Source organism: Oceanobacillus iheyensis HTE831 (assembly GCF_000011245.1).
GTDB lineage: Bacteria > Bacillota > Bacilli > Bacillales > Amphibacillaceae > Oceanobacillus > Oceanobacillus iheyensis.
Genome location: NC_004193.1, coordinates 59,464 through 83,480, shown reverse-complemented (window position 1 = coordinate 83,480; position 24,017 = coordinate 59,464). Strand labels below are relative to the sequence as shown.

Genomic DNA, 24,017 nt, shown 5'->3' with positions numbered 1-24,017 from the left:
GGCGGTTCAATTAAGTATTACGAATAAATTCATACCTTTGATACAGACTTTTGAGCCCTAGTCTACTCCAATAGGAGTTGCCTAGGGTTCTGCTTAAGATTGGACTCTTGGAGATACGCCAATAATTCTTTCTGGTGTTTCCCCATTCGTATGCTTTGTGGTCAGGAACACCCAAGCTAATCAGCTTTCGGACTTTTGTCCGTGGAAGCTTCCATTGTTTCCACATACACATGCGCAATCTTCTTCTTATCCACTTATCGAACTCCTCAAACTTTGAAGGGGTCTCCGCTAAAGCGTAATACCCGCACCAACCCATCAGGTATTTGTTTAATTTCTCAATTCTTATTTCCATAGGAAATGGCTTGGAACGTGAAGTTATTTCCCTGATTTTCTGTTTTAGACGCATAATACTTTCTTTTGCGATTCTAATTTTTGGATTCTTTCCATTGGTGAAACTAAAACCAAGAAACTTACGTTTCCAAGGCCGGTCCACTGCTGATTTCTCTTTATTTACTTTCAAGCGAAGTTTCTCTTCAATAAATGTAGTAATGGAATTCATTACACGATTCCCAGCTTTCTTTGTTCTCACATAGATGTTGCAGTCATCCGCATAACGAACGAAACGTAGCCCACGCTCCTCCAGCTCCTTATCTAAATCATCTAATATAATGTTAGAAAGAAGAGGGCTCAACGGCCCGCCTTGCGGAGTGCCTTCTTCGGAGCTAACTACTATCCCATTTATCATGACGCCAGATTGTAGGTATTTCCGAATAAGCCGAAGCAATTCCTTATCCTTGATGCGCTTCGCTAAAACACCCATGAGCTTATCATGGTTCACCTTATCAAAGAATTTCTCTAGGTCCATATCAATTACCCATCTGTATCCTTCTTTAATAAGCCCCCTTGCCTTCCTCACAGCGTCATGTCCTCGACGGTTGGGCCTGAATCCATAGCTATGTTCTGAGAAGGTGGGGTCAAAAATTGTATGAAGCACTTGGGCAATAGCCTGTTGAATGAAACGATCCGTCACGGTTGGAATACCTAACATCCGAACTCCTCCGCTTGGTTTCGGGATTTCGACACGGCGGACAGGAGAAGGTGTATAGGTTCCTTTCCTCAAGTTCTCCCGAAGGGAATCCCAGTTATCATAGAGATGTCTTAGTAGGAATTTTACGGACATTTCATCTATGCCATGACTTCCTTTATTTCGTTCGACTCGCTTTAGTGCGAGAATGAGATTGTCCCGTGACAGAATTTGGTTCATCAACATACTTGGGTTTCCTTTCTTCGTGAATGTGACGTTCTATTTGTGCAAGTTCCACTCCACCCTTCCAAAGTCCCCTGTAGATTCACTACGTCCTCCTTTGGATAAGCCCTTCCGGGTTGTCTGTGTCTGCATGAAATCTTAACGCCTAGTGTCACATTTCTCCTTAATTGTTCCGTCCTTCCCCTTACATTCTCGAGTATGCAGGGTACTATGACTTCTGCTGACTTCTGACCGTTCAGCCATCCATTGCTGAATGAATTACCAAGAGTGCTTGGCGTTTCGATCAGACCTCCCCGGGTAAGAACGCAGTCTTTCCCTTCATCAATCTGCTTCATTTACTCTGTACCAACTTTGGCAGAAAGGACTTTGTTTTGTTATGCAAACTCATCCATTGATACCTAGCCTCATATGAAGTTTGTGTTCCTCAGACCGAAGGTTTGCCGTCCGCTTCCTTCAGATTCCATGTCGCCACGGACACCCTTGCGTTAGACTAACTGTTACTTCTGCCTTCACAGTTCGGGACTCTCACCCTATAGACTGCACCCATGCCGGGCACACCTAAAAAAGAAGTAGCCTTTTTAAGGCTACTTCTTAAGAATTAATTTTTAGGGTTTTGATCCTCTGAAGTATCGTCCTGAGTTTCATCGCTGGAAGTATTTTCAGAATCTATTTCTTCTCGTTCCGATTTTTCTTCATCATCAAGCTTTTGTTTCGCTTCTTCATAAGAAATCCCTTTTTTATCTTCATCTTCTTTAGAATTAATATTTACCTTCAACTCATCTGTTTCTTCTTCAGGCTCTGGTAATATTCCTTCTTCAAATAAAGATTTAATTTGTTTTGCATCTAACGTTTCTACCTCTAACAAGGTCTTCGCAATCAATTCTAATTGATCTTTGTTTTCTGTAAGAATGGTTTTCGCACGATCATAGCAGTAATTGATAAATGACTGCATTTCTTTATCAATTTCGTGTGCTATTGCATCAGAGTATGTCTGTTCATTTTGGATATCACGTCCTAAGAAGACGTTTCCTCCACCACCACTGCTAAATTGCAATGGCCCGATCTTGTCACTCATACCATACTCTGTAATCATCTTATGAGCGATATTTGTAGCACGCTGGAAGTCATTAGATGCTCCCGTACTTACTTCTCCAAAGATAATTTCTTCTGCTACTCGGCCACCAAGTAGCCCAGTAATCTTGTCAAAGAGTTCTGGTTTTGTCATGAAATATCGATCTTCACGAGGTAGCATTACAGCATAACCGCCGGCTTGACCACGTGGAACAATCGTAACTTTATGCACGACATCCGCATCATCCAGAACCATACCTATAACCGTATGACCACTCTCATGATATGCAACAATATTTCTCTCTTTTTGAGAAATAACACGGCTCTTCTTAGCCGGTCCAGCAATAACCCGGTCAATTGCTTCATCAATATCTAACTGGTTAAGTTTCTTGCGATCATCACGCGCAGCAATTAACGCCGCTTCGTTAAGTAAGTTCTCTAAATCTGCACCAGAGAAACCTGGAGTACGCATTGCGATTGTTTTTAAATCTACATTTGCATCTAATGGTTTGTTTTGAGCGTGTACACCTAGTACAGCTTCACGACCTTTCACATCAGGACGATCAACCATTATTTGTCTATCGAAACGACCCGGACGTAATAATGCAGGGTCTAATATATCCGCACGGTTTGTAGCGGCAATAATAATAATACCTTCATTTGCTCCAAACCCGTCCATTTCAACTAGTAATTGGTTAAGTGTTTGTTCACGTTCATCGTGACCGCCACCAAGCCCTGCACCACGTTGACGCCCTACAGCATCAATTTCATCAATAAAGATAATACATGGAGCATTCTTTTTCGCGTTTTCAAATAGGTCACGTACACGAGAAGCACCGACACCTACAAACATTTCCACAAAGTCCGAACCACTAATAGAGAAGAACGGTGTTCCAGCTTCTCCAGCAACGGCACGAGCAAGTAACGTTTTACCTGTACCAGGAGGTCCAACTAGAAGTACCCCTTTAGGTATACGGGCTCCTACTTGCGAGAATTTGCGTGGGTCTTTTAAGAATTCAACTACTTCAACAAGCTCTTGTTTTTCTTCATCTGCACCAGCGACATCTTTAAAGCGAACCTTTTTCTTATCTTCAGAGTACATTTTTGCTTTACTCTTACCGAAGTTCATTACACGGCCGCCACCGCCGCCTCCTTGTGCCTGACTAAGTATAAATAAGAAGAATAAACCGATTAATAAGAACGGAATAATTCCAGTTAGGAATGTAAGCCATGGACTTGGCTGTTCTTCTTCCATAACGGTTAATTGGCTTTGTTCTCTAGCAGTATCAGTAATTTGTGACACGAGGTCATTATTATCAGGAACCTGAGCAACAAATTCTGTTTCTCCATCAGTTAGTGTCCCTGTTAGACGAATAATTCCATGTGATGGCTGAAAAACGAGTTCTTCGATTTCGCCATTATTTAAAGCACTTATAAATTGCTCTACATCATACTGTTCTCTTTCTTCACCTTGATTGTTGATTACTCCAATAACTCCAATGATTACAAAGAATATGAGTAACCAGAATAAGGCATTACGAAATACCTGACTCATTGCCTACCTCCTCCCAGATGGGGAAAAACTATAGTTCATCGTATCATACGAAAAAGTTTTAATACAAATGATATAACCATTTTTTGATTAAATTTTTCCAATTATTTATTAGATTATTTATTTTATCCAACCCTGATTTATATAATCAAAGTTATTATCCACCATATACTTCCGGTTTAAGTATACCGATATATGGTAAATTCCGATATTTTTCAGCGTAATCTAGACCATAACCAACTACAAATTCATCTGGAACTTCAAATCCTACCACATCTGCTTTTATCGCTGCATTTCTTCCAGATGGTTTATCTAATAACGTCACTATCTTTATGGAATTTGCTTTACGGTATTTAAACAAGTCTACTAAGTAGCTTAACGTTAAACCGCTATCTATTATGTCTTCAACTATTATTAAATCTCGACCTTCAACTTTTGTATTTAAATCTTTTAAGATTTTCACTTCACCAGTTGAAGTTGTCCCGCCATCATAACTAGAAACGTCCATAAAATCCATTTCTAAATGAATCTCTGAGTATCGAAGAATATCTGACATAAAAGGCATAGCACCTTTTAGTACTCCGATAGCAAGCGGAAACTTACCATCATATTCTTTCGAAATTATTGATCCGAGTTCTTTACATTTCTCCTGAATTTGTTCCTCTGTTATTAAAATGTCTTGAATATCGCCGTGTATGTTGTCTTGAAGCATGATTCATCCTCCTAAATATTCCCTTTATGATAGCTAAGTTTTATCTTTTCTCCACTTTGACAAAATTGATTCGAACCAAACGCTTTTTTGAGCCCTACCAACCAAATAATCGTATTATTATCATCTGTAACAATAGGCCATGTATCCCTTTCATTTGTTGGGATTTTTGCGTCAATCCAAATATCTTTTAGTTTTTTCGTTCCTTTTAAGCCGTCCCACGTCATTCGATCACCTGGTTTTCGCGTTCGTATATGTAATGGCAACGCTACAGAATCAATTGGAATAATAATATTATTGCGGCTATTTTTATCTAGTGTAGCATCAATCCACTCAGAAGTAATCCGAGCACCATCAGGCAATTCCACTTGATCAGGGACTTGCAACGGTAAGTGAAATACAGAATGACGAGGATGTCGATTTGGAAAATATAGTTGAATTTTGCCATACGAATTTTCTACACGTAATGATAAAGGGAAATCTATATAAGTATTACCCTCTTGTCGTTCAATTAATGCAAAAAATTTCTCTTCATGAATATAAGATAAATCCTTAGGTAATGTATCATACAGATAGTTTAATATTAGATGATAGGCACGTCTTTGTAAAGCGTGGGGGCGTTCGATAAATGCTTGGTTGGAGAAACTTATTTTACTGAAATTTTCATCCCAAATGATAACCTCTTCAACCATTCTATTTGCTTCTTTGGCTAAATAGTTTTCATCTTCCCTTAACGTTTCACTTAAACGTTGCGCTGTTATAAATAACCGCTCGTTATTTTTGGTGAGCAGTGGAATAATTTCATTACGATAATAATTCCTTGTATATTTATTATCTTTATTCGTTTGATCTTCCCGAAAAGGAACTTCATTTTCTTTTACATAGTTTAGAATTAGCTGTTTGTTTACACAGAGAAATGGACGAATAAGTTGACCACTTGCAAAGGAACGCTTTACCGGAATACCTTCAAAAGCATTAGAAGTAGCTACACGTGTTAACCGCATAAACAAGGTCTCTACTTGGTCATCACCATGATGGCCTAATGCAAGATAGTCAGCACCTTGTTTCCTCATCTCTGCTTCATAAATTTCATATCTCAATCTACGGGCAGCAAGCTCTTCACTTACCCGGTATTGGCGCTGATATTCACCAACATCAACTTGATGAGCAATACATCTTATATCCGAATGAAAGCACCATTGTTCTACAAACTTCTGATCGGCTGTTGAATCTTCACCACGTAGCTGATGATTAATGGTTAACGCAATAACCTCTATTTCCCATTGCTCTTGCAAATTTTTAAGAAAATGCAGTAACGCCATTGAATCCGATCCACCAGATACACCAACGATAATTTTTGCACCTTCTTTTAGTAATTGATGTTTTTGAATAAAGGAAAGAATAGATTGTTTCATCGATTTACCCACCGCTTCACTAAAATGTCGTCTTTATCCTATCATACCTCTATTTACTATAAAAGTAGAGACAGCAGATAATACACTGTTGCGATACAACCTATGCTTATTGACTCAGCAAGTAAATAATTTGGATTTTTCTTAGTTCGTTGATGATAGTGTTTTCGTTTTTGTTTCTGTTGCATTAACGACATAAGATCCTTTTTCATTGCCGTGCTGGTTGAATATTTCCCCCGAAGTGCCTTTTGCAGCAATGGACGATAAGGAACTAAGTCGCTCACTTGATCAAGTTTTTTCATTAACAATTTTTCAGAAGAATCTTTTACCCGGTCAAAACGTCGTGGATAATATATATTTAAAAATACCATTGTTAATGCAAAAAGATCGTAGCTTGGCTCTGCCTTTCTAGTACCCATACCCCAATATCCCCGATCATAAAACTCTGTATATTCTTTTATGGACCTTCCTACCTTTGTCGTACCACCGACATCTACCCAGCGTACGCGAGGGGGGTTAGAAGATACCATTAGATTATCCGTTTTCAAATCACCAAACACCCAGCCAGATTCATGTAATTTCTCTAAGTCTTCGAGCAACTGTAACATAAATACACCAATCCACGCTTTTCCTTTCGCACGAACAAAACTACTTAGAGATTCTCCTCTAATATATTCCATTACATAGAATGAATAGATTCGTCCGTTAGTCGACATCCAATCGTCTACGTCCAATAAAGAAGGCCCAAGGCGATATCCTTGGACCTTTTCCAATGACTTTAATACATTAACTTCTACTGTCATCGAAGAACCTTTTTCACTTATTTTCAAAGCTACTGGTTTTCCAAGATAGTCACATAGATATACGCTCCCGATTGCACCTGCTCCAAGTTTGCGAATCACGGTGTAATTTTTGTGATGCCACTTACCTCTTATTTGTTGTTGTGGTCGTAAATTAATAACCGGATTCTTCGATGCCGTATTCATCTTCATGCCTCATACCCCTTAGCAAGTTTTTCTTACTAAACTGATACATTGCTGCACGAATAGCAGGACCAGTTGGTGTAATCCCTCCACTTGATAACTTAGGGAATACACTTGATATAGAATCTAACTTTGGTGACCAATCTAGGATTAGATCAATATCTTTCCGTTTTCCAGGAAAACTGTATATACAAAATCGGTTTCTGCCAACTCGTGAATTCAAACTAATAGAGAGATCCATTAATGCCTCTTTTACGGTCTGTAACTTATCTCGCATACTTGCACTTGTATCTACCAAAACGACTACTTCTAAATCACTTGTTTCACCAAGATCTTCTACAACTTCCATAATTTCTCCACGTTTCTCAGGGTCTAAATCTTCCATGGATTGTTGATCACCTAGTATTTGGCGAAGTTCTTTATTAACAAAACCTTGTAACGTCTGAGTCATTGCTTGGCGTGTTACCATCTGAACCGTTTGCGATAGATTTTCACTATAGACAATTTGACTAACGCCACCTCCAGAAAGTGCTATATCTTCTACCTCCTGAAGACCGTCCGGACTTTCTGTTTGATCATCTTCTAAAATACCAATAACATTTACCGTGATGCCTTGTTGACTAGCTAAAGATGCTACAGCTGATGGATCTTCACCTCTATTCGAGCATCCATCTGTTAATAATAAAATTTGTTTAAGTGTACCGCTTTTCAATGCCTTAACCTCCCTCTTTATCCACTACCATCTTCGCCAAGTACATCAAAAACTATACATTTATTCGTGGTAAGGGAGATTAACTTGTCATGTACAATTTATTGCGGAAAATTCATCCGCAGATCAAATTCCATCAAGTTATGTTTAATATACTTGTAAGACTTGCTTTATAACACATTGCTCTCATAGATTGGTATGCTTGTCCATTGCGGTGTGTTTTTCTTCACCTTCGCAACCAACACAGTCATATCATCTATAATTTCTCCGGACCTTGTTCTAATTACTTCTTCCAATAATAAATCGGCAATTTCTTGCGGATCAGCAGTATCCATTTCTTTAATCTTTCGCTTTAACCATAGATCAATATTTTCTACATGTTGGGGTCCGTCAAAAATTCCATCACTCATCATAATTAATAAATCATCGGGCAGTAATTGTTCTTTTACAATTTCCACATCGAATTCTTTTATAATACCAATCGGTAAGTTACTTGCTTCTATCTTAATCATATTCGCCCCTCGTCGAATAAAACTAGGTGTAGAGCCAATCTTTACAAATTGTGCATGTGCATCGTGTAAATCAATAACTGATAAATCTAGCGTAGCAAACATCTCTTCTGTCGTTCGGAGCGACAAAATAGAATTTATTGACTTAATGGCCACTTTTTCCTTAATGCCAGATTGTAAAATTTGCTGAAGTAGTCGGAGTGTTTCCATACTTTCTTCTCGTGCCCGCTTCCCATTACCCATTCCATCACTTATTGCCATTGCAAATTTACCAGCACCCAACTCAATTGTTGTAAAACTATCTCCGGAAACTAAACCTCCTCCTTTTGCAGCATTTGCCGCTCCTGTCTCAATTGCGAATTCTTTAGCTGAACCAAATGTAAAGTGACTATATCCATGCGGGAATGGAGAAATATCTTCTTGTTTGACAACGATTATCTCATGAAGTATATCCGATAATATCGGAGCTATTAACTTCTCCCCTTCTCCGCGATATTCTCCAAAACTTGCCGTTAATTCTATATCGACATTTCCTTTTTCCAATTGATAAATATCTAATCGTGTTAATTCTATTCCAATATGCTTTAGAGCAGCGACCACTTGTGCTTCTTGAAGTTCATGATGCTGCCTTTCTTTTACAATCTCTTTAGCGAAATCTTCCATAACATCGGATACCCCTTGTAGCTGGTCTGCTACAAGACGCTTACTTTCTGTGACTTGTTGTCTTAGTTTACGATTCGCTTCATAAAAGCTCATTTCTTCTTTCATTGCGTCTACAACCTTCCGTGATTTGACACAATGATTCTCAAATTTACGCATCACTTTTCGGTTCGGGTCTTTACCGGATGTAACATCTTCTTTCATCTCCTCCATTAAAGAGTAGGTTTGATCGAATTCCTTTTGCCAGCAACGATCCTTCATAAAGCACCCCTGACAGGTTTTCTCGGTGACCTGACTTAAAAAGTAATCCGTATCTCGACGTGCTTCCTGTTGCTCATCATTCACCGTAGGGTCTGTTACTGAAAAGCTTTTTGATAATGCACGAAATACATCAGAAAATTGCTCTACCCGTTTGGCGGTGACGTTCCTTACCTTCTGCAAATATTGCTCTTGTTCATTCGTATATGCTTCCGTACCTGGAATATATCTGGCTATATGGTTAAACCAACTAGCTGGTGTTAATAAGAATAAAGCGATAGCTACAGAAGACTCCATCAAAGAAGGAACTAACGCCACGGAATTCCCATAAATCCCGATTAAGCACGTACCTACTAATAAACCAATTGCTGTTCCTGGTTTTTTTCCTTCCTTTAGCAGCCCTCCTAGCAACCCTGAAAAAGCTAATAAACTCATTTGATAGAGATTAGCAACATTTGCAAGAGATAGTATTAATCCTGCAACCACACCTACTGTAGATCCTATCGCAGCTCCACCAATAAATGAAAAAATTAATACAAAATAACGAGAAAATATTTGTTCTACAGAAGCTCCATAAATTTGCCAACCAATAAACCCTGTTAAGACAGAGGCAATTAATATAATTAAACATACAATCTCTTCATTTTTTAAAGCGGGCTTATAACGTTTTGGTGCTAAAAGCGGAATACTTTGCATAAAAATAATAACAAGTACGGCTCCTAATACCCCTTCTACCGCTAAAAGTGCCCATTCATAGGAGGTCACCGTGTCGCTTAAAGAATAGAAAAAAATTCGAGAAAGTATGGTAGATAGAAATACAACTATTGGCAAGACCAATTGTTGGTTCTTCATACTCTTCGTTAGAGAGCCTATAAGTATAAATACTAGAAATGCTAACCCGATAAACATTGCATGCTCAAATTGGTAGCTTAGTGCGCCAAGAAACACTGCAATCATCGATTTCAAACTCTTATCACGATGGACAAGCCATATAGTAGCAATAAAAGCTACTGCAAAAGGTGATACAGCGGATAGAATAACTGCTCGACCAAGTAAAAATCCTGTTACATAAAAGATCCATCCTTTGTCTATTAACAATCGTTTTGCCTTCGATTGTATCTTCTGACGTATCTTTCCTTTTTTCCCTGACTTCTCAAAACCTATCGTTCCCGATTCCGCCCTTGGAATTGATCCTATCATGTTATCCACTCCTATCTTTCAAACTAGTAAACCACATGATGCCTTCTTTTTTTGTCAAAATTACATAGGCCAGTCCAAAAATCGTTCGACGGTTTTCCATATAAGAAGCATCTTTCAACACAATCTTTGATAACATGGTATGGATATTGTCCTAAGTCTCACGTATGATTTTGACCTCGTTTGTTCACACAAACCTCATCGAATCGCTATTCTACCTCCATTCTTTGTCTTCCTCTTAGATACATTTATCCTCTTGCTTATATATGAAATAATTTGCCGAAAGACGTACCGTTTGTAGAAATTAAAAAGGAATAAATACGTTTATTTATGTTAGACAGTACAGCCATAAAAGCAGTACCGAAAAAAGATTCGTATTCCGAAATATTTCTCTTGCAATCTCTGTGAATCTGCCCTATAGTATTTAACAGTGACGAAAATAGTTCGTACATGAACATTTCGAGAGTCTAAGGAGATTGTAATAATGAATGCTGAAGAAAAAATAACTAAAATCATTCACTCTTTTCGAGAAGTGAATCGATTTTATTATAAACAAATGTGGCATCATGCCGATGATTTAGGCATAACCGTCGTACAGCTACAGACAATGAAACATATATCCGAACACCCGAATATAAGTCTTCAAGAACTAGCCGAAAAAATGAATATTAGTAAGAGTACAGTTAGCAGCACTGTTGACAGATTGGTAAAGGCCTCTTTTCTTAGACGAGAACAATCAACGTCTGATCGACGAGCCATTAACCTTAATTTAACCGAAGAGGGTAGACAGAAAGAAGCAGAAGGAAAAAAACTTTTTTTTGCAAGACTTCATGAGTTGTCTGAAGTTAGTGACGAAGATACCGAAAGCTTATTTCGCCTCCATCAGTTGATAATAGAAAAATTGACAACGGAGAGGAGTGATCGTTATGAAGGATAGATCCACGTACCTTGATGCAACCAACTTACCAAAGGTACCAATTATATTTGTAATGGTAATGGGATCATTTATCGCTATTCTGAATCAAACATTATTAAATGTAGCATTACCTGTCATGATTGTTGATATGAATATGTCTGCCAATCAAGCACAGTCATTAACGACGATCTTTATGCTTGTGAATGGAATTCTTATTCCAATTACGGCTTTTTTAATGGAGAAGTTTACCACAAGACAATTGTTTCTAACAGCAATGTCACTATTTGCCCTAGGTACGCTAGTATGTGGATTAGCCTTTGGTTACCCATCCCTCTTAGTTGGTCGTGTCATTCAAGCGGCTGGTGCAGGTATAATGATGCCACTGTTGATGAATGTAATTTTAAGTCTATTCCCTATCAATAAACGAGGATCTGCGATGGGATATATAGGACTTGCGATGATGTTTGCGCCAGCAATTGGGCCCACATTGTCGGGATTGGTGGTCCAAAATTATTCATGGCGTGTATTATTCTTTATCGTTCTTCCTATTGCCATCATTGATATCATTTTGGCCTTTTTCTTTTTACGTAACGTTACCAAACAATCCAATCCAAAAGTAAATTATATTTCGATATTAATGTCCACTGTCGCATTTGGTGGATTACTCCTTGGATTTAGCCTAGCAGGAGAAATGGGCTGGAAACATGTAGAAGTTATTGCTCCATTAATGATAGGAGCAATTGTAATGGTGTTCTTTATACGGATGCAGTTGAAACTAAAAAATCCCATACTCGAATTTAGAGTGTTCAAGTTTAGTATGTTCTCCCTAACAACGGTTATTAGTGTGGTCATAACCATGTCGATGTTTGCAGCAATGATTCTCGTGCCAATTTATTTACAAAACTTACGAGGTTTTTCTCCGTTAGCATCAGGATTGATGCTATTACCTGGGGCGTTAATCTCAGCATTTATGTCACCAATCACTGGTAAATTATTTGATAGAATTGGTGCACGACCGTTAGCAATTACTGGACTAGGGATAACCGCCATTACTACATTTCTGTTCTCTGATTTATCGAATGAAACTGGATATTATTATTTAATGTTTGTCTACAGCCTGCGCATGGTGGGTATTTCAATGATTATGATGCCAATAATGACTGCTGGATTAAATCAATTGCCCCAGCGTCTATATTCACATGGAACCGCAATGGCTAATACGCTGCGACAAATGTCCGGTGCGATTGGAACTGCTTTTTTAGTTACCGTTATGAGTAGCCAAACGGTCAAGCATATGGACGAAATGACACAAACAGTTGTATCGGAAGAACAGTTAAAAGTAATAGAGAACTTAGCAACAATTGAAGGAATTAATGATTCGTTTATGATTGCGACGCTTTTCGCTATTTTTGGATTTATACTATCCTTCTTCATAAAAAGAAGGTACCCACCCGAAGAATCAGTAGAAACTGTATCTAAAGAACAAAAGCGTAAGCAACCATTTAGAAACGTAGCGAGTGGAACGAATCAACTGAGATAAAGGAATCACGGTGAGGTACGAGCCGATGATGACTTTCACCCATTGGCATAAGTGCGACTAAGCCTCATAAAGAACATTTTGCAGTCTTCTTTATCGTAGGGCGATTTCGTGAAGTCGCCTAGTTTCTGGGCGCTGGAGCTGGATGTGGCAATTTCTGTGCACAATAAAATGAGGTCAAAATATTTTATAACTTCTTACCTTAGAACAAAAGCGTAAGCAACCGTTTAGAAACGTAGCGAGTGGAACGAATTCAGTTGGAAGATAACTGATGAAAGAGAAGCTTCATTTAATTGAAGTTTTTCTATCTTCCCTCTGTGTTAGTTGAATTATAAAAATAGGAAAACAGCGTTTTATTTCTATAATCTCTTATTTTCTATTGACACATGTCCTTTGCTGTTGTATGATATTTTTTGTTGGTTTAAATGGCGGTGTAGCTCAGCTGGCGAGAGCGTACGGTTCATACCCGTGAGGTCGTGGGTTCGATCCCCTCCGCCGCTATCATAAACAAAAAGCTCGTTCTGCTAAGCAGAACGAGCTTTTTTTATACCGTAAAATAGGACCATAAGTGATGGGTGCTAGCGTTGGACTTGGCTAAATAACTTCATGCGTACCAAAAAAGCAGACTGCATCTTCGTGGATGTGTCTGCTTTCATTTATATTAGAGCATTATCATAGACAGCAACTGCTATCCTCTTTTAGCACCTCGACCCCCGCGTTTAGATTCCGTGTGCTTCTTCAAAGAGGCTAGACGATCTTCTGAGTCTTTTAAGAAACGACTCATTTTCGATTCAAAATTCTCTGTACGCTCTTTGGTGTTCTTTTGGCGAACAGGACGATCCTTCGCCTTTTTTATAGATAGACCAATCTTGCCATCTTTTTCGACATTAATGACTTTAACCTTTACTTCATCACCAACCGTTAAATGTTCATTAATATCTTTTACATAGTTGTCAGCAACCTCACTAATATGAACTAACCCCGTTGTTCCTTTTTCCAACTCAACAAAGGCTCCAAAATTAGTGATTCCAGTTACTTTCCCTTGCAGCTTGCTGCCTACTTCGATTGACATAAAAAAAATGCTCCTCCTTAAAAGATTAAATGTACTTCTCATATAGTATATTAATCAGAACGAAAAGTGTCAATAAGACGGATCCTCATCCGGTAACTTAAAGATTTTTTCCCCCTCTTTAGAGAAGAAATAATTGGTCCGTGCAATATCTAACACATAATCTTCATCCTGTAATAAATTAATTTCTTCTTCCAAATTTGCTTCTTGGTTTTTCAGTTGAACAAGTTCCTCTTCTAATTGCTCATACTCTTCCAACTTGTCCGATTTTGCAGAACGTTGAGTTACATGGTAAGCAGTCATACTCCCAAATGCAATAGCGATGACTAAACCAAATAGCACTAGACGACGAACCAAACGTTGTTTTTTTCGATTTTGTCTTTCTATGTAAACATCATGCTGCTGCATATAATCGGAATCTAATCTAGTTACATTTTTCTTTCTATTAGCCAAAAGCTATTACCTCCTTCGAAATAACTGTAACCACCTATAGCATATATTCTTTATTTTACTATAAAATCCTGCTATTTTCTTTAAAAATTTTTTGAAAGAATCGGGAATAAGTTTATAGATCCCTTTTCCAATCCAAATAAAGGGTGCTAAAATCACATTTAATATAAACAAGAGCAGGGTGATTATCCAACCAAAGATCGTTTTTATCATACGATAAATAAGGGTAATTATCCACTTTAAAGGTGATAGGAGCAGTTTATCAAATAAACGGCGGATAAAATGATATATGGAGCTGACGATACGAATAATAACTTCTAACATTCGAATGTATGGTTTTTTCGCAAACACTTGATATATAGAAAAACCAAGTAAACAAGCAAGCAACACATACAACCTAACTTCACCAGCGTTTACATGATAAAGTACATAAAAGATGACCCCTGCCTGCGTCAGCCAGAAGCCTATCTCCAAGAAATAAGTTAGGAAAGCATTATCTCGCCAATATGTCGTTAATCTTCGGAATGTCTGTTGTATAATACCCAAATAAAACCCACTTAAAACCATGGATATCATCGTGATAAACTGCACACTCAGTGTCATCGGAACAACTTGCTAAAGAAGCCTTTAGCTTTCTCCTGTTGCTGTTCATCTACATAGGAAAGCTCATAAATTTTCCCCTTTATCGTTACAATGCCTTCCGTTACATCTAAGTTTTTCAGCTGTAAATTTTGCCCACGCACAATTAAATAGCCCATAACCGTCTCTAGTATAAACTCCTCATTATCAAAGCTATCTACTTCCTTAACACCGGTAATCTCGAGGTCTTTTCGATTATTTATCTTTACGGAGTGTTCAGTCTGGACACGATTTATTGTTTCTTTCGGTTCATAATAGTTCATATTAAATACCCTCCTTATCAATATTACTCTATGATAGGAGGGACAAGTATAGAACTCTATTTATCATCAATCTTTTCTTCTTTTATAATTGTATATAATGTTTCTGCTTCATCTTTTCGTACAATTTCACGTAATGAATTCACACGTACGTAAACCATTTTTTGTCCAAATCGTATTGCTAGCTCATCCCCTTCTGACAGTTTTGTAGATGCTTTTGCTGTGATACCATTTACAGATATTCTCCCCTGTTCAGCAACTTCTTTTGCTAACGTTCTTCGTTTAATCACCCGAGATATTTTCAAAAATTTATCTAGTCTCATTTATTTTCCTCCTCTTTTTTCACCTGTTTCGCTTCATTCCAGTAGTCATCCATCTGCTCTAAAGAAACGTTCTCGAACGAAAGGTTATTCTCTAATAATTTATCTTCAATATAACCAAAACGATATTTGAATTTGTTATTAGCACGATTCAACGCAATTTCCGGATGTACATTGTAATATCTGGATAGATTCGCCAGAACAAATAGGACATCTCCTATTTCATCTTCTACTTCGTCTGCATTCTTTTCTCGTACTGCTTCTTTCACTTCTTCAATTTCTTCATAAAGTTTGTCCCAAACGCCCCCGACGTCTTCCCACTCAAATCCAACTTTGGCTGCTTTTTTCGTTATTTTGTATGCCGCTGATAGAGATGGTAGATGGTTTGGAATACCATCTAAAAGCAATTCTCGTTGATGACCTTTTTCTTCTCTTTTTAATTCTTCCCAATTCTTTTCTACCTGGTTGGCATCTTCTACATTTTGATTAGAAAACACATGAGGATGGCGATGGATCATCTTATTGGTAATCGACAATATAACGTCATCGATAGAGAAGTAACCATTGTCCTCGCCGATTTGACTATGTAGCAACACATGCATCAATAAGTCGCCAAGCTCCTCGATTATATTATCATCATCTTCTGCATCAATGGCATCGATTAACTCATATACCTCTTCAATAGTGTGATAACGTAAAGATTCGTGTGTTTGTTTCTTATCCCACGGACATCCATCTGGACCTCGGAGAGTCTGCATAACTTGACGGAAATGACTAAATGTGTGATGAAGTAATTCATCCGGGACTGGAGGAACATAAACCGAAATTAAATTGCTCGTCCACATTTTTTGATCTAACTCTTCCAATGTAACTTTAACTATCTGCTCATTTACACTTCCTGCCGCTTCAACAATATATACTTCAAATTCAGCAGGTAAGTCTTCTAATAACGTTAATTTGACTTCAGAAGCGATAAACGCATCGTAGACTTGGCATATAAACAGATGGTTTTTTAAGTTTAATTGATCCCGATGCAAATCCGTCCCGTCCACAAATTGGAATCCTTCTATCGGATCAATCTTCATTGCAGTGAATAAATCATCCAAATAACTCTGTCCACCTAAAAGACTTATTTCTACTTCCGTCTGTGCTAATAAAAGCTGCGTTGTTTTTTCTGCCAACATCGGATGTCCTGGAACTGCATAAAGAATGGTTTCACTGTCTTTTTTTGCTTGATGGATTAACTCCGCTACAATTCGTTCATAAACAGCGGCAAATCCTTCTTCCTCTTCATATAAATGATCGAATGAAGCAAATGACACTTCTTCTTTTTGTAATTCGGTGATAACCGGGTGATCGATTGTTCTTGTAAGGACAGGTCCTGGGGCTTGAATCAGTTTTTTATATACACCAAACGGTAATTGATCCAAATCCCCAGCACCCAATCCAATGATTTCAATTTTGCTCATCGTTTATTCCTCTTTTCCGCTAACCGTAGTAATAATGTCGATTTTGGCAATAGCTGTAATTGACGTTTCGTAAATCCTTGCATACGTAAAATAAACATAAAGTATAGGATACTACCACTCAAGGAAACAGCTATTACATATATTAATAATAACAACCGGGAATTCAACCATATTTCAGGAATAAAAAGCTTCCATATGCACACATAGAACGTAAGCATCCCCACTGCAACAAATAAACTTTTCCATTGTATAGTGCGAGAGATGTGCAATTCTGGCAGTTTACGTCGTATTTCGAACATAATTAGTAAAAACAAACAGAACAGACTGCATACCGTTGCAACAGCAGCTCCCATCATTCCTAGGATTGGTATAAATAACAGGTTCCCTATCCATTTAATAATAAAAGTAATTGCAATAAAAAGTGCCGTACGCTTGATATAACCGAACCCCTGCAAAACGGTTGATCCTATAATTGCCAGTGTAGCAAAAACAATCGATAGCATAAGAACACGTAGTTCTGTACTTCCCTGTTCATTTTGAAATAGTAATCGATTTATTTCAGGCAACAATATTAGTAATCCAATACCTGCTCCAATTACAATGTAAAAACCAGTTAGAAAAGCAGTTCGTACATATGTATATACGTTTGATTTTTCTCTTTTTAATTTTTCTTTACTAATTGCTGGGAGTAATGTTAATGCAATCGATGAGCCTAAGACGGTCACTAGCTGTATTAATGGCTGTCCTCGATCAAATACACCCTTTAGTTCTTTGGCTTCGATATTTCCTTTACCAAACTCTAATAGCTGTGGTACGAAGGTAATAGCGTCGGCTAATTGAATAAACAATAGCGTCATATGATTCATCGCTGCAACAATTCCCAAAATCAGCACGGTTGATATAAAAGGTTTAATCGTAAACTTATTTTCACTGCTTTGTGGAAGTAATTGTGGTTTGCCTCTTTCTTTCAAATAGAATACCGCTAAGATCACTGCCGCCATACAACTTCCAAAAAATGTCGCAAGCACAGCCGCCTTCCCAATCCAAACAACGGAATAGGACGAAAAAGCAACCAAACATGCTGCAATAATGATGATACTTACTCTTACTAATTGCTCACCAATTTGTGATACAGCAGTTGGCACCATTTGATACATACCTTGAAGTACTCCTCGAAAAAGAGCGACAACAGGAATAAATAAGAATACCAGTGCAGTTAATCGATAAGCCGACATCAGCGATGGTTCATTTACTGCGTTTGCTAATAAAGGTGCACTAATCCATATTATAGCTGCTAATAGAAAATGAACCATGCATAATGTGACGAATATCGGTGCAAAGAAGGAATTCCACGTTAATCGTTTATCTAGAGTTAGTTCTTTTGTAGTCACAGCTGAAATGGCCGATGGGAATCCATACAATGCCAACATTGTAGCTATACCTAATAACGGATAAATTTGCTGATATATATAAAATCCCATATCCCCTGTTAAATTTTGTAAGGGAATACGGTATCCAGCGCTAAGTATTTTACTAAGCAATCCAGCAATACTTAACCATAATGCTCCTTTAACCAATTGATTCGTATGATTCTCTTTCATAATGTATTTCCTTTACTTCTACGAATTTCTCTAATTATAACATATTTCATAATCGGATTAGATGATATATAGGTGGTGAAAAACACATCTCCGAACATAAGAAAACCTCAGGTAATTCCCTGAGGTACTTATGTCTATTCCATTTGTTTTGCTAAAAATGTTGATGCAGTCTCCGCTGCTTTTTGCTCTATCTTGCTCAGCTTTTCTTCTTTTGAGAAGATCAACACACATCCGATAGGATCTCCGTTTGCAATAACTGGATGAATACAATACGATTGCAATTGTTGTTCTTGTCCATCAATAATTTCCATTGATTTCGTATCTACCTCAAATACTTGCGAACGACCTTCAATAGTATCTGCAATTGCATTACTTATCGGTTTATTCAAGTATTCTTTTTTCGATTCTCCAGCAACCGCAATAACATCATCGCGATCTGTTATCATTACCGGAGTCTGAAGAGATTGAAACAAGGCTTCTGCATATTCTTTAGCAAAATGTCCTAATTCATTTATTGGAGAATATTTCTTTAGAATAACTTCCCCTTCCCGATCAACGAAGATCTCCAATGGATCCCCTTCTCGTATACGTAAGGTTCTTCTGATCTCTTTAGGAACCACAACTCTCCCCAGATCATCAATTCGACGTACAATTCCTGTTGCTTTCATTCTAAGTAGCCTCACTTTCTAAAATGATGATTCTGGTCCTCGTGGATTTCCACATACTTAATTTTTGGAAAAACACGAAACAATCACCAGCTGTGGTTTTAGTATAAATCATCCAGTAATAACTATACATTCCAAATAAAATTTTTATCGATTTGTTTTATCCAGCTGTTTTATAAAGCTTGTAACCGTTTCATATCGCTTATATTTCGAATCTTTACTCCACTTAATTCCAATTTTTAACTTTTGGTTATCTGTACCAAGTCCAATATCTCGACCATATTCATTTGCTAGTGCAAACAGCTTTGATCCATCAATTTCTTGACTACGTGATTCGTCAATAAGCATTTCTATCTTTTTAGGTGTCTCTAAAATTGATTCTACACGCTGCGTTTTCGCATACATTTTCATTTCACTTACGGTAAATAAATGTTCCACTTCCTGCGGATAGTCACCGAACCGATCGATTAATTCATCTTTTAAATCCCCGATTGCCTCTTGGCTATCCAGTGTTTGAAACTGTTTATAAATTTCAATTTTTTGTTTTTCATCCTCTAGGTACTCATCTGGGATGTAAGCATCCAATTTCAATGAAAGTTCTGGCTCAAATGGGGTAATTTCTTCAATTTCTTTCCCTGCTTTACGTGCATCTATTGCATCTTTTAACATCTGAGAATACATATCAAATCCAACAGAATCAATAAATCCATGCTGCTGAGATCCTAATAAGTTCCCCGTACCTCGAATGGATAAATCACGCATTGCAATTTTAAAACCAGATCCAAGCTCTGTAAATTCCTTAATTGCTTGTAGTCGTTTCTCTGCGACTTCCGTTAGTACTTTATCTTTTTGATACGTAAAGTATGCATATGCTACACGATTTGATCTTCCTACTCTACCACGTAACTGATAGAGCTGACTTAATCCCATATAGTCGGCATGATTGACGATTAATGTGTTTACGTTCGGTATGTCTACCCCTGTTTCAATAATAGTCGTACTAACGAGAATATCAAATTCACCTTCTAGAAAACTAAAGATAACATTCTCTAATTCAGACTCATTCATTTGACCGTGGGCTACCGCAATTTTTGCTTCTGGAACAAGCATGCCTAAGTCACGAGCTATCTTATCTATACTTTCCACACGGTTATATAAGAAGAAGACCTGGCCGCCTCTTCCCATCTCTCGTTCGATTGCTTCTCTCATGAAAATTGGATTATACTCAGTTACATACGTCTGAATCGGAAAACGATTCTCTGGTGGCGTCTCAATAACAGATAAATCCCGTACCCCTAACATTGACATATGTAATGTCCGTGGGATTGGTGTAGCTGTTAATGTAAGTACATCTACATTTGTTTTTAATTGTTTTATCTTTTCTTTATGCTTTACCCCAAATCGCTGTTCTTCATCGACGATTAATAATCCCAAGTCTTTATACTCTACGTCTTTTGATAGTATTCTATGGGTGCCGACAACTACATCAACATTCCCACTCTTTAAGCCTTTTGTTGTCTCTGTTTGCTGTTTTTTTGTACGAAAACGACTTAATAGCCCTATATTGATGGGATAATCTTGAAAACGTTCTCGAATGGTTTCATAATGCTGCTGTGCTAAAATCGTTGTTGGAACTAATATCGCAACTTGTTTCCCATCTGATATTGCTTTAAACGCCGCACGGATTGCCACTTCGGTTTTTCCATAGCCAACATCTCCACAAAGCAATCGATCCATCGGACGTTCTTTTTCCATATCTTCTTTAATTTCCTGGATACAGCGTAACTGATCGTCTGTTTCTTGATAAGGAAATGATGCTTCGAATTCATGTTGCAATTCAGAGTCTGGCGAGAAGGCATAACCCTGCTTCGCTTCCCTTTCTGCATATAGTTTAATAAGGTCATCAGCAATATCTTCAACAGACGATTGTACTTTCCGTTTTACTTTCGTCCATTCCGTTCCACCGAGCTTATATAATTTTGGTTCCTTTGCTTCTGATCCAACAAATTTTTGAACGAGATCAATTTGATCAATCGGTACAAATAGCTTATCGTCACCAGAATATTTGATTAACATATAGTCTTTGTGCAAGTTACTTACTTCGAGTGTTTCTATTCCTAAATACTTACCCACTCCGTGATTGGCATGGACAACATAATCTCCTATTTTAAGTTCCTGGTAACTTTTAATACGCTCGGCATTCGATACTTTCGGTTGCTTTCGTTTATGCTTCATCCGCTTTTTAAACAATTCTTGCTCTGTAACAACCGCTAGCTTATGCATAGGAAATTCCGTTCCAGACTGGATATTCCCAACAATAATAGTAGGCATTTTTACTGGTAATACAGGTTCTTTCTTACTTATTTGTGTCTCTATATCATAATCATCTAGAATGGAATGAACCTTTTCAGCTCTTTGCTCATCTGCAGCAAGTATTATGACGGAGTAGTCTCCTTTTTCCCATCGTTGTAATTCATTTTTAAATAAATGCATTTGACCATGGAACTCCTGCATTGTTCGAGACGATAGATTAATAACATTCTCTGGATTGGTATTTGGGATATGACGCATAAATACAGACATATATACACGTTGCTGATTCATGCCCTCCATAACTTCGTCCCAACTAAAGGAAAATCGACTATTTTGAACCATCTTATTTCCTTCCAAAAGGCTGGCATACCACTCCGCTTCCTCATGGTCTAAGTTTGTTGCTGTTTCACCAATTCTACTCATCTCATCAAAGAAGACAAGACCGTTACTTGGGAGATAATCTAATAAACTAGCTGGATTAGAGTACAGATATCCGATATATTTATACATTTCTTGAAAACGCTCTAATTGTTTGAAACGTGTAATATCATGTTCGATAACCTCTACCAGTTGTTCTTTTGCTTCTGGTTTATTTACTTTTTTTAATGTAGTCGCTAATGCTTCTTCTAATTGTTCGGAAGTTTTTAGTAGGTCCTCATCAGTTAATAATAATTCGCTTGCCGGACCAATGGTAACTTCATCAAGTTTATCCAATGAGCGTTGAGACTCCGCATCGAAATAACGAATAGAGTCAACTTCTTCATCAAAAAGTTCAATACGGATTGGGTGTTTTTCTGTAATCGGATAAATATCGATGATTCCTCCACGCTTACTAAATTCTCCTGGGGAGGTAACCATAGAGGCATGTTCGTATCCCATATCTACCAGGGAACTTAGATAATGATCAATCTTAATATCATTGCCCAATTTAAATAAGAGCTGATAATTATCCCAATAATTTTGCGGTGGAAGAATACGTTTTAAGGCAGCTACTGGTGCAATCAAAATTCCTGATTTATGGCGTGTCCATTCTGTCAATGCTTCAATTCGCTGTGCACGTAATTCCGGACTTGCTATTGCAATTTCAGAAGCAATCAACTCATTGACTGGATAAAGGTAGACACGTTCATCATCTACTAGTTCTACAAAATCATCATATAGTTGCTGAGCCTGCGCTAACTGATGGGTCACAATTAACACTGGTCGACGAATCGATTCATGAATAGCAGATATGACTAAACTTCTAGCAGAACCACTTAATCCTGCTATCATCTGTTCTTTCATTCCACTAGTTACTCCATTAACGATAGAATGAATATCTTCTTTTGATTTTAAAAATGTATGAATGGCTTTCATCGTTTGTCCCCTCTTATAACTGTATGTAAAAGCGCAAAAATGCCTTGGTTTATACCAAAGGCTCTAAAAATATATTTGCTTTGTATCTTATTGTAAAAAGAAATCTAATTCATGGTAGTTCGGGTGCTGTTCTAGTGTACGTTGGCAATTTTCACAAATTGACTTCACTCGCATATTACCATCTTGGTCATAATATATCATATCAGTTAAATCTTTATTCGTTAATTGGTCAAAACCAAGTAACGACACATCAATTTCCTTTTGTTCTAGTTTTCCAATTTGTTGGCCACAATGTCTACAATCATAATAAATTGCCATTTTACCACCCCAGTTAAACGATCTGTTATTAACAGTTTAACCGGGTTGTATTAGAATATACTTAATATATGATAAGCTATGCTTTACTGGTTAAAATCATTCATAACTTCTAAGAATGGTTTACCTTTTATCCAGGCTTCGATAGCATCAGCCGCCTTTTCCACACTATCTGTTACTGCAGTTGTCTCTTGCTTTGGAAATTTACCTAATACATAATCAATTACTGGAGTTGCGTTCGTCGGTCTTCCTATTCCTAAACGAACTCTTTTGAAATCCTTTGTACCTAAATGATCAATCGTAGATCGTACACCATTGTGTCCACCATGACCACCTTTTTGGCGAAGTCTAATTTTTCCCGTTGGTAAATCCAGATCATCATAAACAACTATCACATCATCGACATCTATATCAAAATAGTCCATTAACGGACTGATCGATTTACCAGAGAGATTCATATATGTTTGAGGTTGTAATAGGATGACTTTCTCACCATCGAAATGTTCTATGGAATAATCCCCTTCAAACTTCGAATTATTTAGCTTCCACTTATGACGTTGTAATAATTCATCAATGACAAAAAAACCAATATTATGTCTTGTTTTTTTAAACTTTCTTCCTGGGTTCCCCAGACCAACAATTAGTTTCATTTTTATTCTTCCTTTACAGACGATGTTCAAAAAAATCTAAAAAATAATTTGTTAATTTTTCCAAACATAATCATTTTCTTCTTTTTAAACCCGTACTTTTTAATATATACAAATACAACAACCCTTCTTG

The 24,017-nt window shown here is 37.5% G+C and carries 20 protein-coding genes and 1 tRNA gene; 3 read left to right on the top strand and 18 right to left on the bottom strand.

Features of this window, described 5'->3' with window-relative positions; genetic code table 11:
- Nucleotides 1-10: 10 nt before the first annotated feature.
- From ltrA to spoIIE, 7 genes are all read right to left on the bottom strand, one after another.
- Complete coding sequence (gene ltrA / locus OB_RS00420; protein WP_011064482.1) at nt 11-1,270, bottom strand: group II intron reverse transcriptase/maturase; 1,260 nt, start codon at nt 1,268-1,270, stop codon at nt 11-13.
- A gap of 595 nt (nt 1,271-1,865) precedes the next feature.
- Nucleotides 1,866-3,893 carry an ATP-dependent zinc metalloprotease FtsH gene (gene ftsH, locus OB_RS00410; RefSeq protein WP_011064481.1) on the bottom strand — a complete coding sequence of 676 codons (2,028 nt, stop codon included), beginning with the start codon at nt 3,891-3,893 and terminating at the stop codon, nt 1,866-1,868.
- A 154-nt stretch (nt 3,894-4,047) separates the two neighbouring features.
- Nucleotides 4,048-4,602 carry a hypoxanthine phosphoribosyltransferase gene (gene hpt, locus OB_RS00405; protein WP_011064480.1) on the bottom strand — a complete coding sequence of 185 codons (555 nt, stop codon included), beginning with the start codon at nt 4,600-4,602 and terminating at the stop codon, nt 4,048-4,050.
- 11 nt (nt 4,603-4,613) lie between these two features.
- A complete protein-coding gene (gene tilS / locus OB_RS00400) occupies nt 4,614-6,014 on the bottom strand; it encodes a tRNA lysidine(34) synthetase TilS (protein ID WP_011064479.1) in 1,401 nt (466 codons plus the stop codon).
- Between the two features lie 56 nt (nt 6,015-6,070).
- Entirely contained in the window at nt 6,071-7,003 is a 933-nt protein-coding gene (locus OB_RS00395; protein WP_011064478.1) for a serine/threonine protein kinase, read from the bottom strand.
- Nucleotides 6,966-7,706, bottom strand: coding sequence for a VWA domain-containing protein (locus OB_RS00390; RefSeq protein WP_011064477.1), 741 nt, complete (start codon nt 7,704-7,706; stop codon nt 6,966-6,968). Before OB_RS00390 ends, OB_RS00395 begins: the two co-directional genes overlap by 38 nt.
- 167 nt (nt 7,707-7,873) lie before the next feature.
- Entirely contained in the window at nt 7,874-10,330 is a 2,457-nt protein-coding gene (gene spoIIE / locus OB_RS00385) for a stage II sporulation protein E (protein WP_011064476.1), read from the bottom strand.
- 481 nt (nt 10,331-10,811) lie between these two features.
- Here spoIIE and OB_RS00380 point away from each other — a divergent pair, with 481 nt between their 5' ends.
- The 3 genes from OB_RS00380 (at nt 10,812) to OB_RS00370 (ending at nt 13,281) form a co-directional block, all read left to right on the top strand.
- Nucleotides 10,812-11,264: a MarR family winged helix-turn-helix transcriptional regulator gene (locus tag OB_RS00380; RefSeq protein WP_011064475.1), complete on the top strand. Its 453-nt coding sequence runs from the start codon at nt 10,812-10,814 to the stop codon at nt 11,262-11,264.
- Nucleotides 11,254-12,783 carry a DHA2 family efflux MFS transporter permease subunit gene (locus tag OB_RS00375; protein WP_011064474.1) on the top strand — a complete coding sequence of 510 codons (1,530 nt, stop codon included), beginning with the start codon at nt 11,254-11,256 and terminating at the stop codon, nt 12,781-12,783. The genes OB_RS00380 and OB_RS00375 overlap by 11 nt, the downstream gene beginning before the upstream one ends.
- A gap of 424 nt (nt 12,784-13,207) precedes the next feature.
- A tRNA-Met gene (locus tag OB_RS00370) sits at nt 13,208-13,281 on the top strand.
- Between the two features lie 187 nt (nt 13,282-13,468).
- Here OB_RS00370 and OB_RS00365 read toward each other — a convergent pair.
- The 11 genes from OB_RS00365 to pth form a co-directional block, all read right to left on the bottom strand.
- The gene (locus OB_RS00365; protein ID WP_011064473.1) at nt 13,469-13,852 is read right to left on the bottom strand and encodes a S1 domain-containing RNA-binding protein; all 384 of its coding nucleotides are present in this window, start codon (nt 13,850-13,852) and stop codon (nt 13,469-13,471) included.
- A gap of 69 nt (nt 13,853-13,921) precedes the next feature.
- Nucleotides 13,922-14,302 (bottom strand): FtsB family cell division protein, encoded by a 381-nt coding sequence (locus OB_RS00360; RefSeq protein ID WP_011064472.1) that lies wholly within the window; start codon nt 14,300-14,302, stop codon nt 13,922-13,924.
- A 6-nt stretch (nt 14,303-14,308) separates the two neighbouring features.
- On the bottom strand, nt 14,309-14,902 hold the full coding sequence (yabQ, locus tag OB_RS00355) for a spore cortex biosynthesis protein YabQ (RefSeq protein ID WP_011064471.1): 594 nt from the start codon (nt 14,900-14,902) through the stop codon (nt 14,309-14,311).
- Nucleotides 14,899-15,201, bottom strand: a complete 303-nt coding sequence (gene yabP / locus OB_RS00350; RefSeq protein ID WP_011064470.1) for a sporulation protein YabP — start codon at nt 15,199-15,201, stop codon at nt 14,899-14,901. Before yabP ends, yabQ begins: the two co-directional genes overlap by 4 nt.
- 56 nt (nt 15,202-15,257) lie before the next feature.
- On the bottom strand, nt 15,258-15,521 hold the full coding sequence (locus tag OB_RS00345) for an RNA-binding S4 domain-containing protein (RefSeq protein ID WP_011064469.1): 264 nt from the start codon (nt 15,519-15,521) through the stop codon (nt 15,258-15,260).
- On the bottom strand, nt 15,518-16,987 hold the full coding sequence (mazG, locus tag OB_RS00340) for a nucleoside triphosphate pyrophosphohydrolase (protein ID WP_011064468.1): 1,470 nt from the start codon (nt 16,985-16,987) through the stop codon (nt 15,518-15,520). The genes OB_RS00345 and mazG overlap by 4 nt, the downstream gene beginning before the upstream one ends.
- Entirely contained in the window at nt 16,984-18,588 is a 1,605-nt protein-coding gene (locus OB_RS00335) for a putative polysaccharide biosynthesis protein (RefSeq protein ID WP_011064467.1), read from the bottom strand. Before OB_RS00335 ends, mazG begins: the two co-directional genes overlap by 4 nt.
- Before the next feature lie 134 nt (nt 18,589-18,722).
- Nucleotides 18,723-19,256, bottom strand: coding sequence for a stage V sporulation protein T (gene spoVT / locus OB_RS00330; RefSeq protein WP_011064466.1), 534 nt, complete (start codon nt 19,254-19,256; stop codon nt 18,723-18,725).
- A 144-nt stretch (nt 19,257-19,400) separates the two neighbouring features.
- Nucleotides 19,401-22,922 carry a transcription-repair coupling factor gene (mfd, locus tag OB_RS00325; RefSeq protein ID WP_011064465.1) on the bottom strand — a complete coding sequence of 1,174 codons (3,522 nt, stop codon included), beginning with the start codon at nt 22,920-22,922 and terminating at the stop codon, nt 19,401-19,403.
- An 87-nt stretch (nt 22,923-23,009) separates the two neighbouring features.
- Entirely contained in the window at nt 23,010-23,240 is a 231-nt protein-coding gene (locus tag OB_RS00320; protein ID WP_011064464.1) for an anti-sigma-F factor Fin family protein, read from the bottom strand.
- An 83-nt stretch (nt 23,241-23,323) separates the two neighbouring features.
- Entirely contained in the window at nt 23,324-23,887 is a 564-nt protein-coding gene (gene pth / locus OB_RS00315) for an aminoacyl-tRNA hydrolase (protein ID WP_011064463.1), read from the bottom strand.
- Nucleotides 23,888-24,017: the final 130 nt, after the last annotated feature.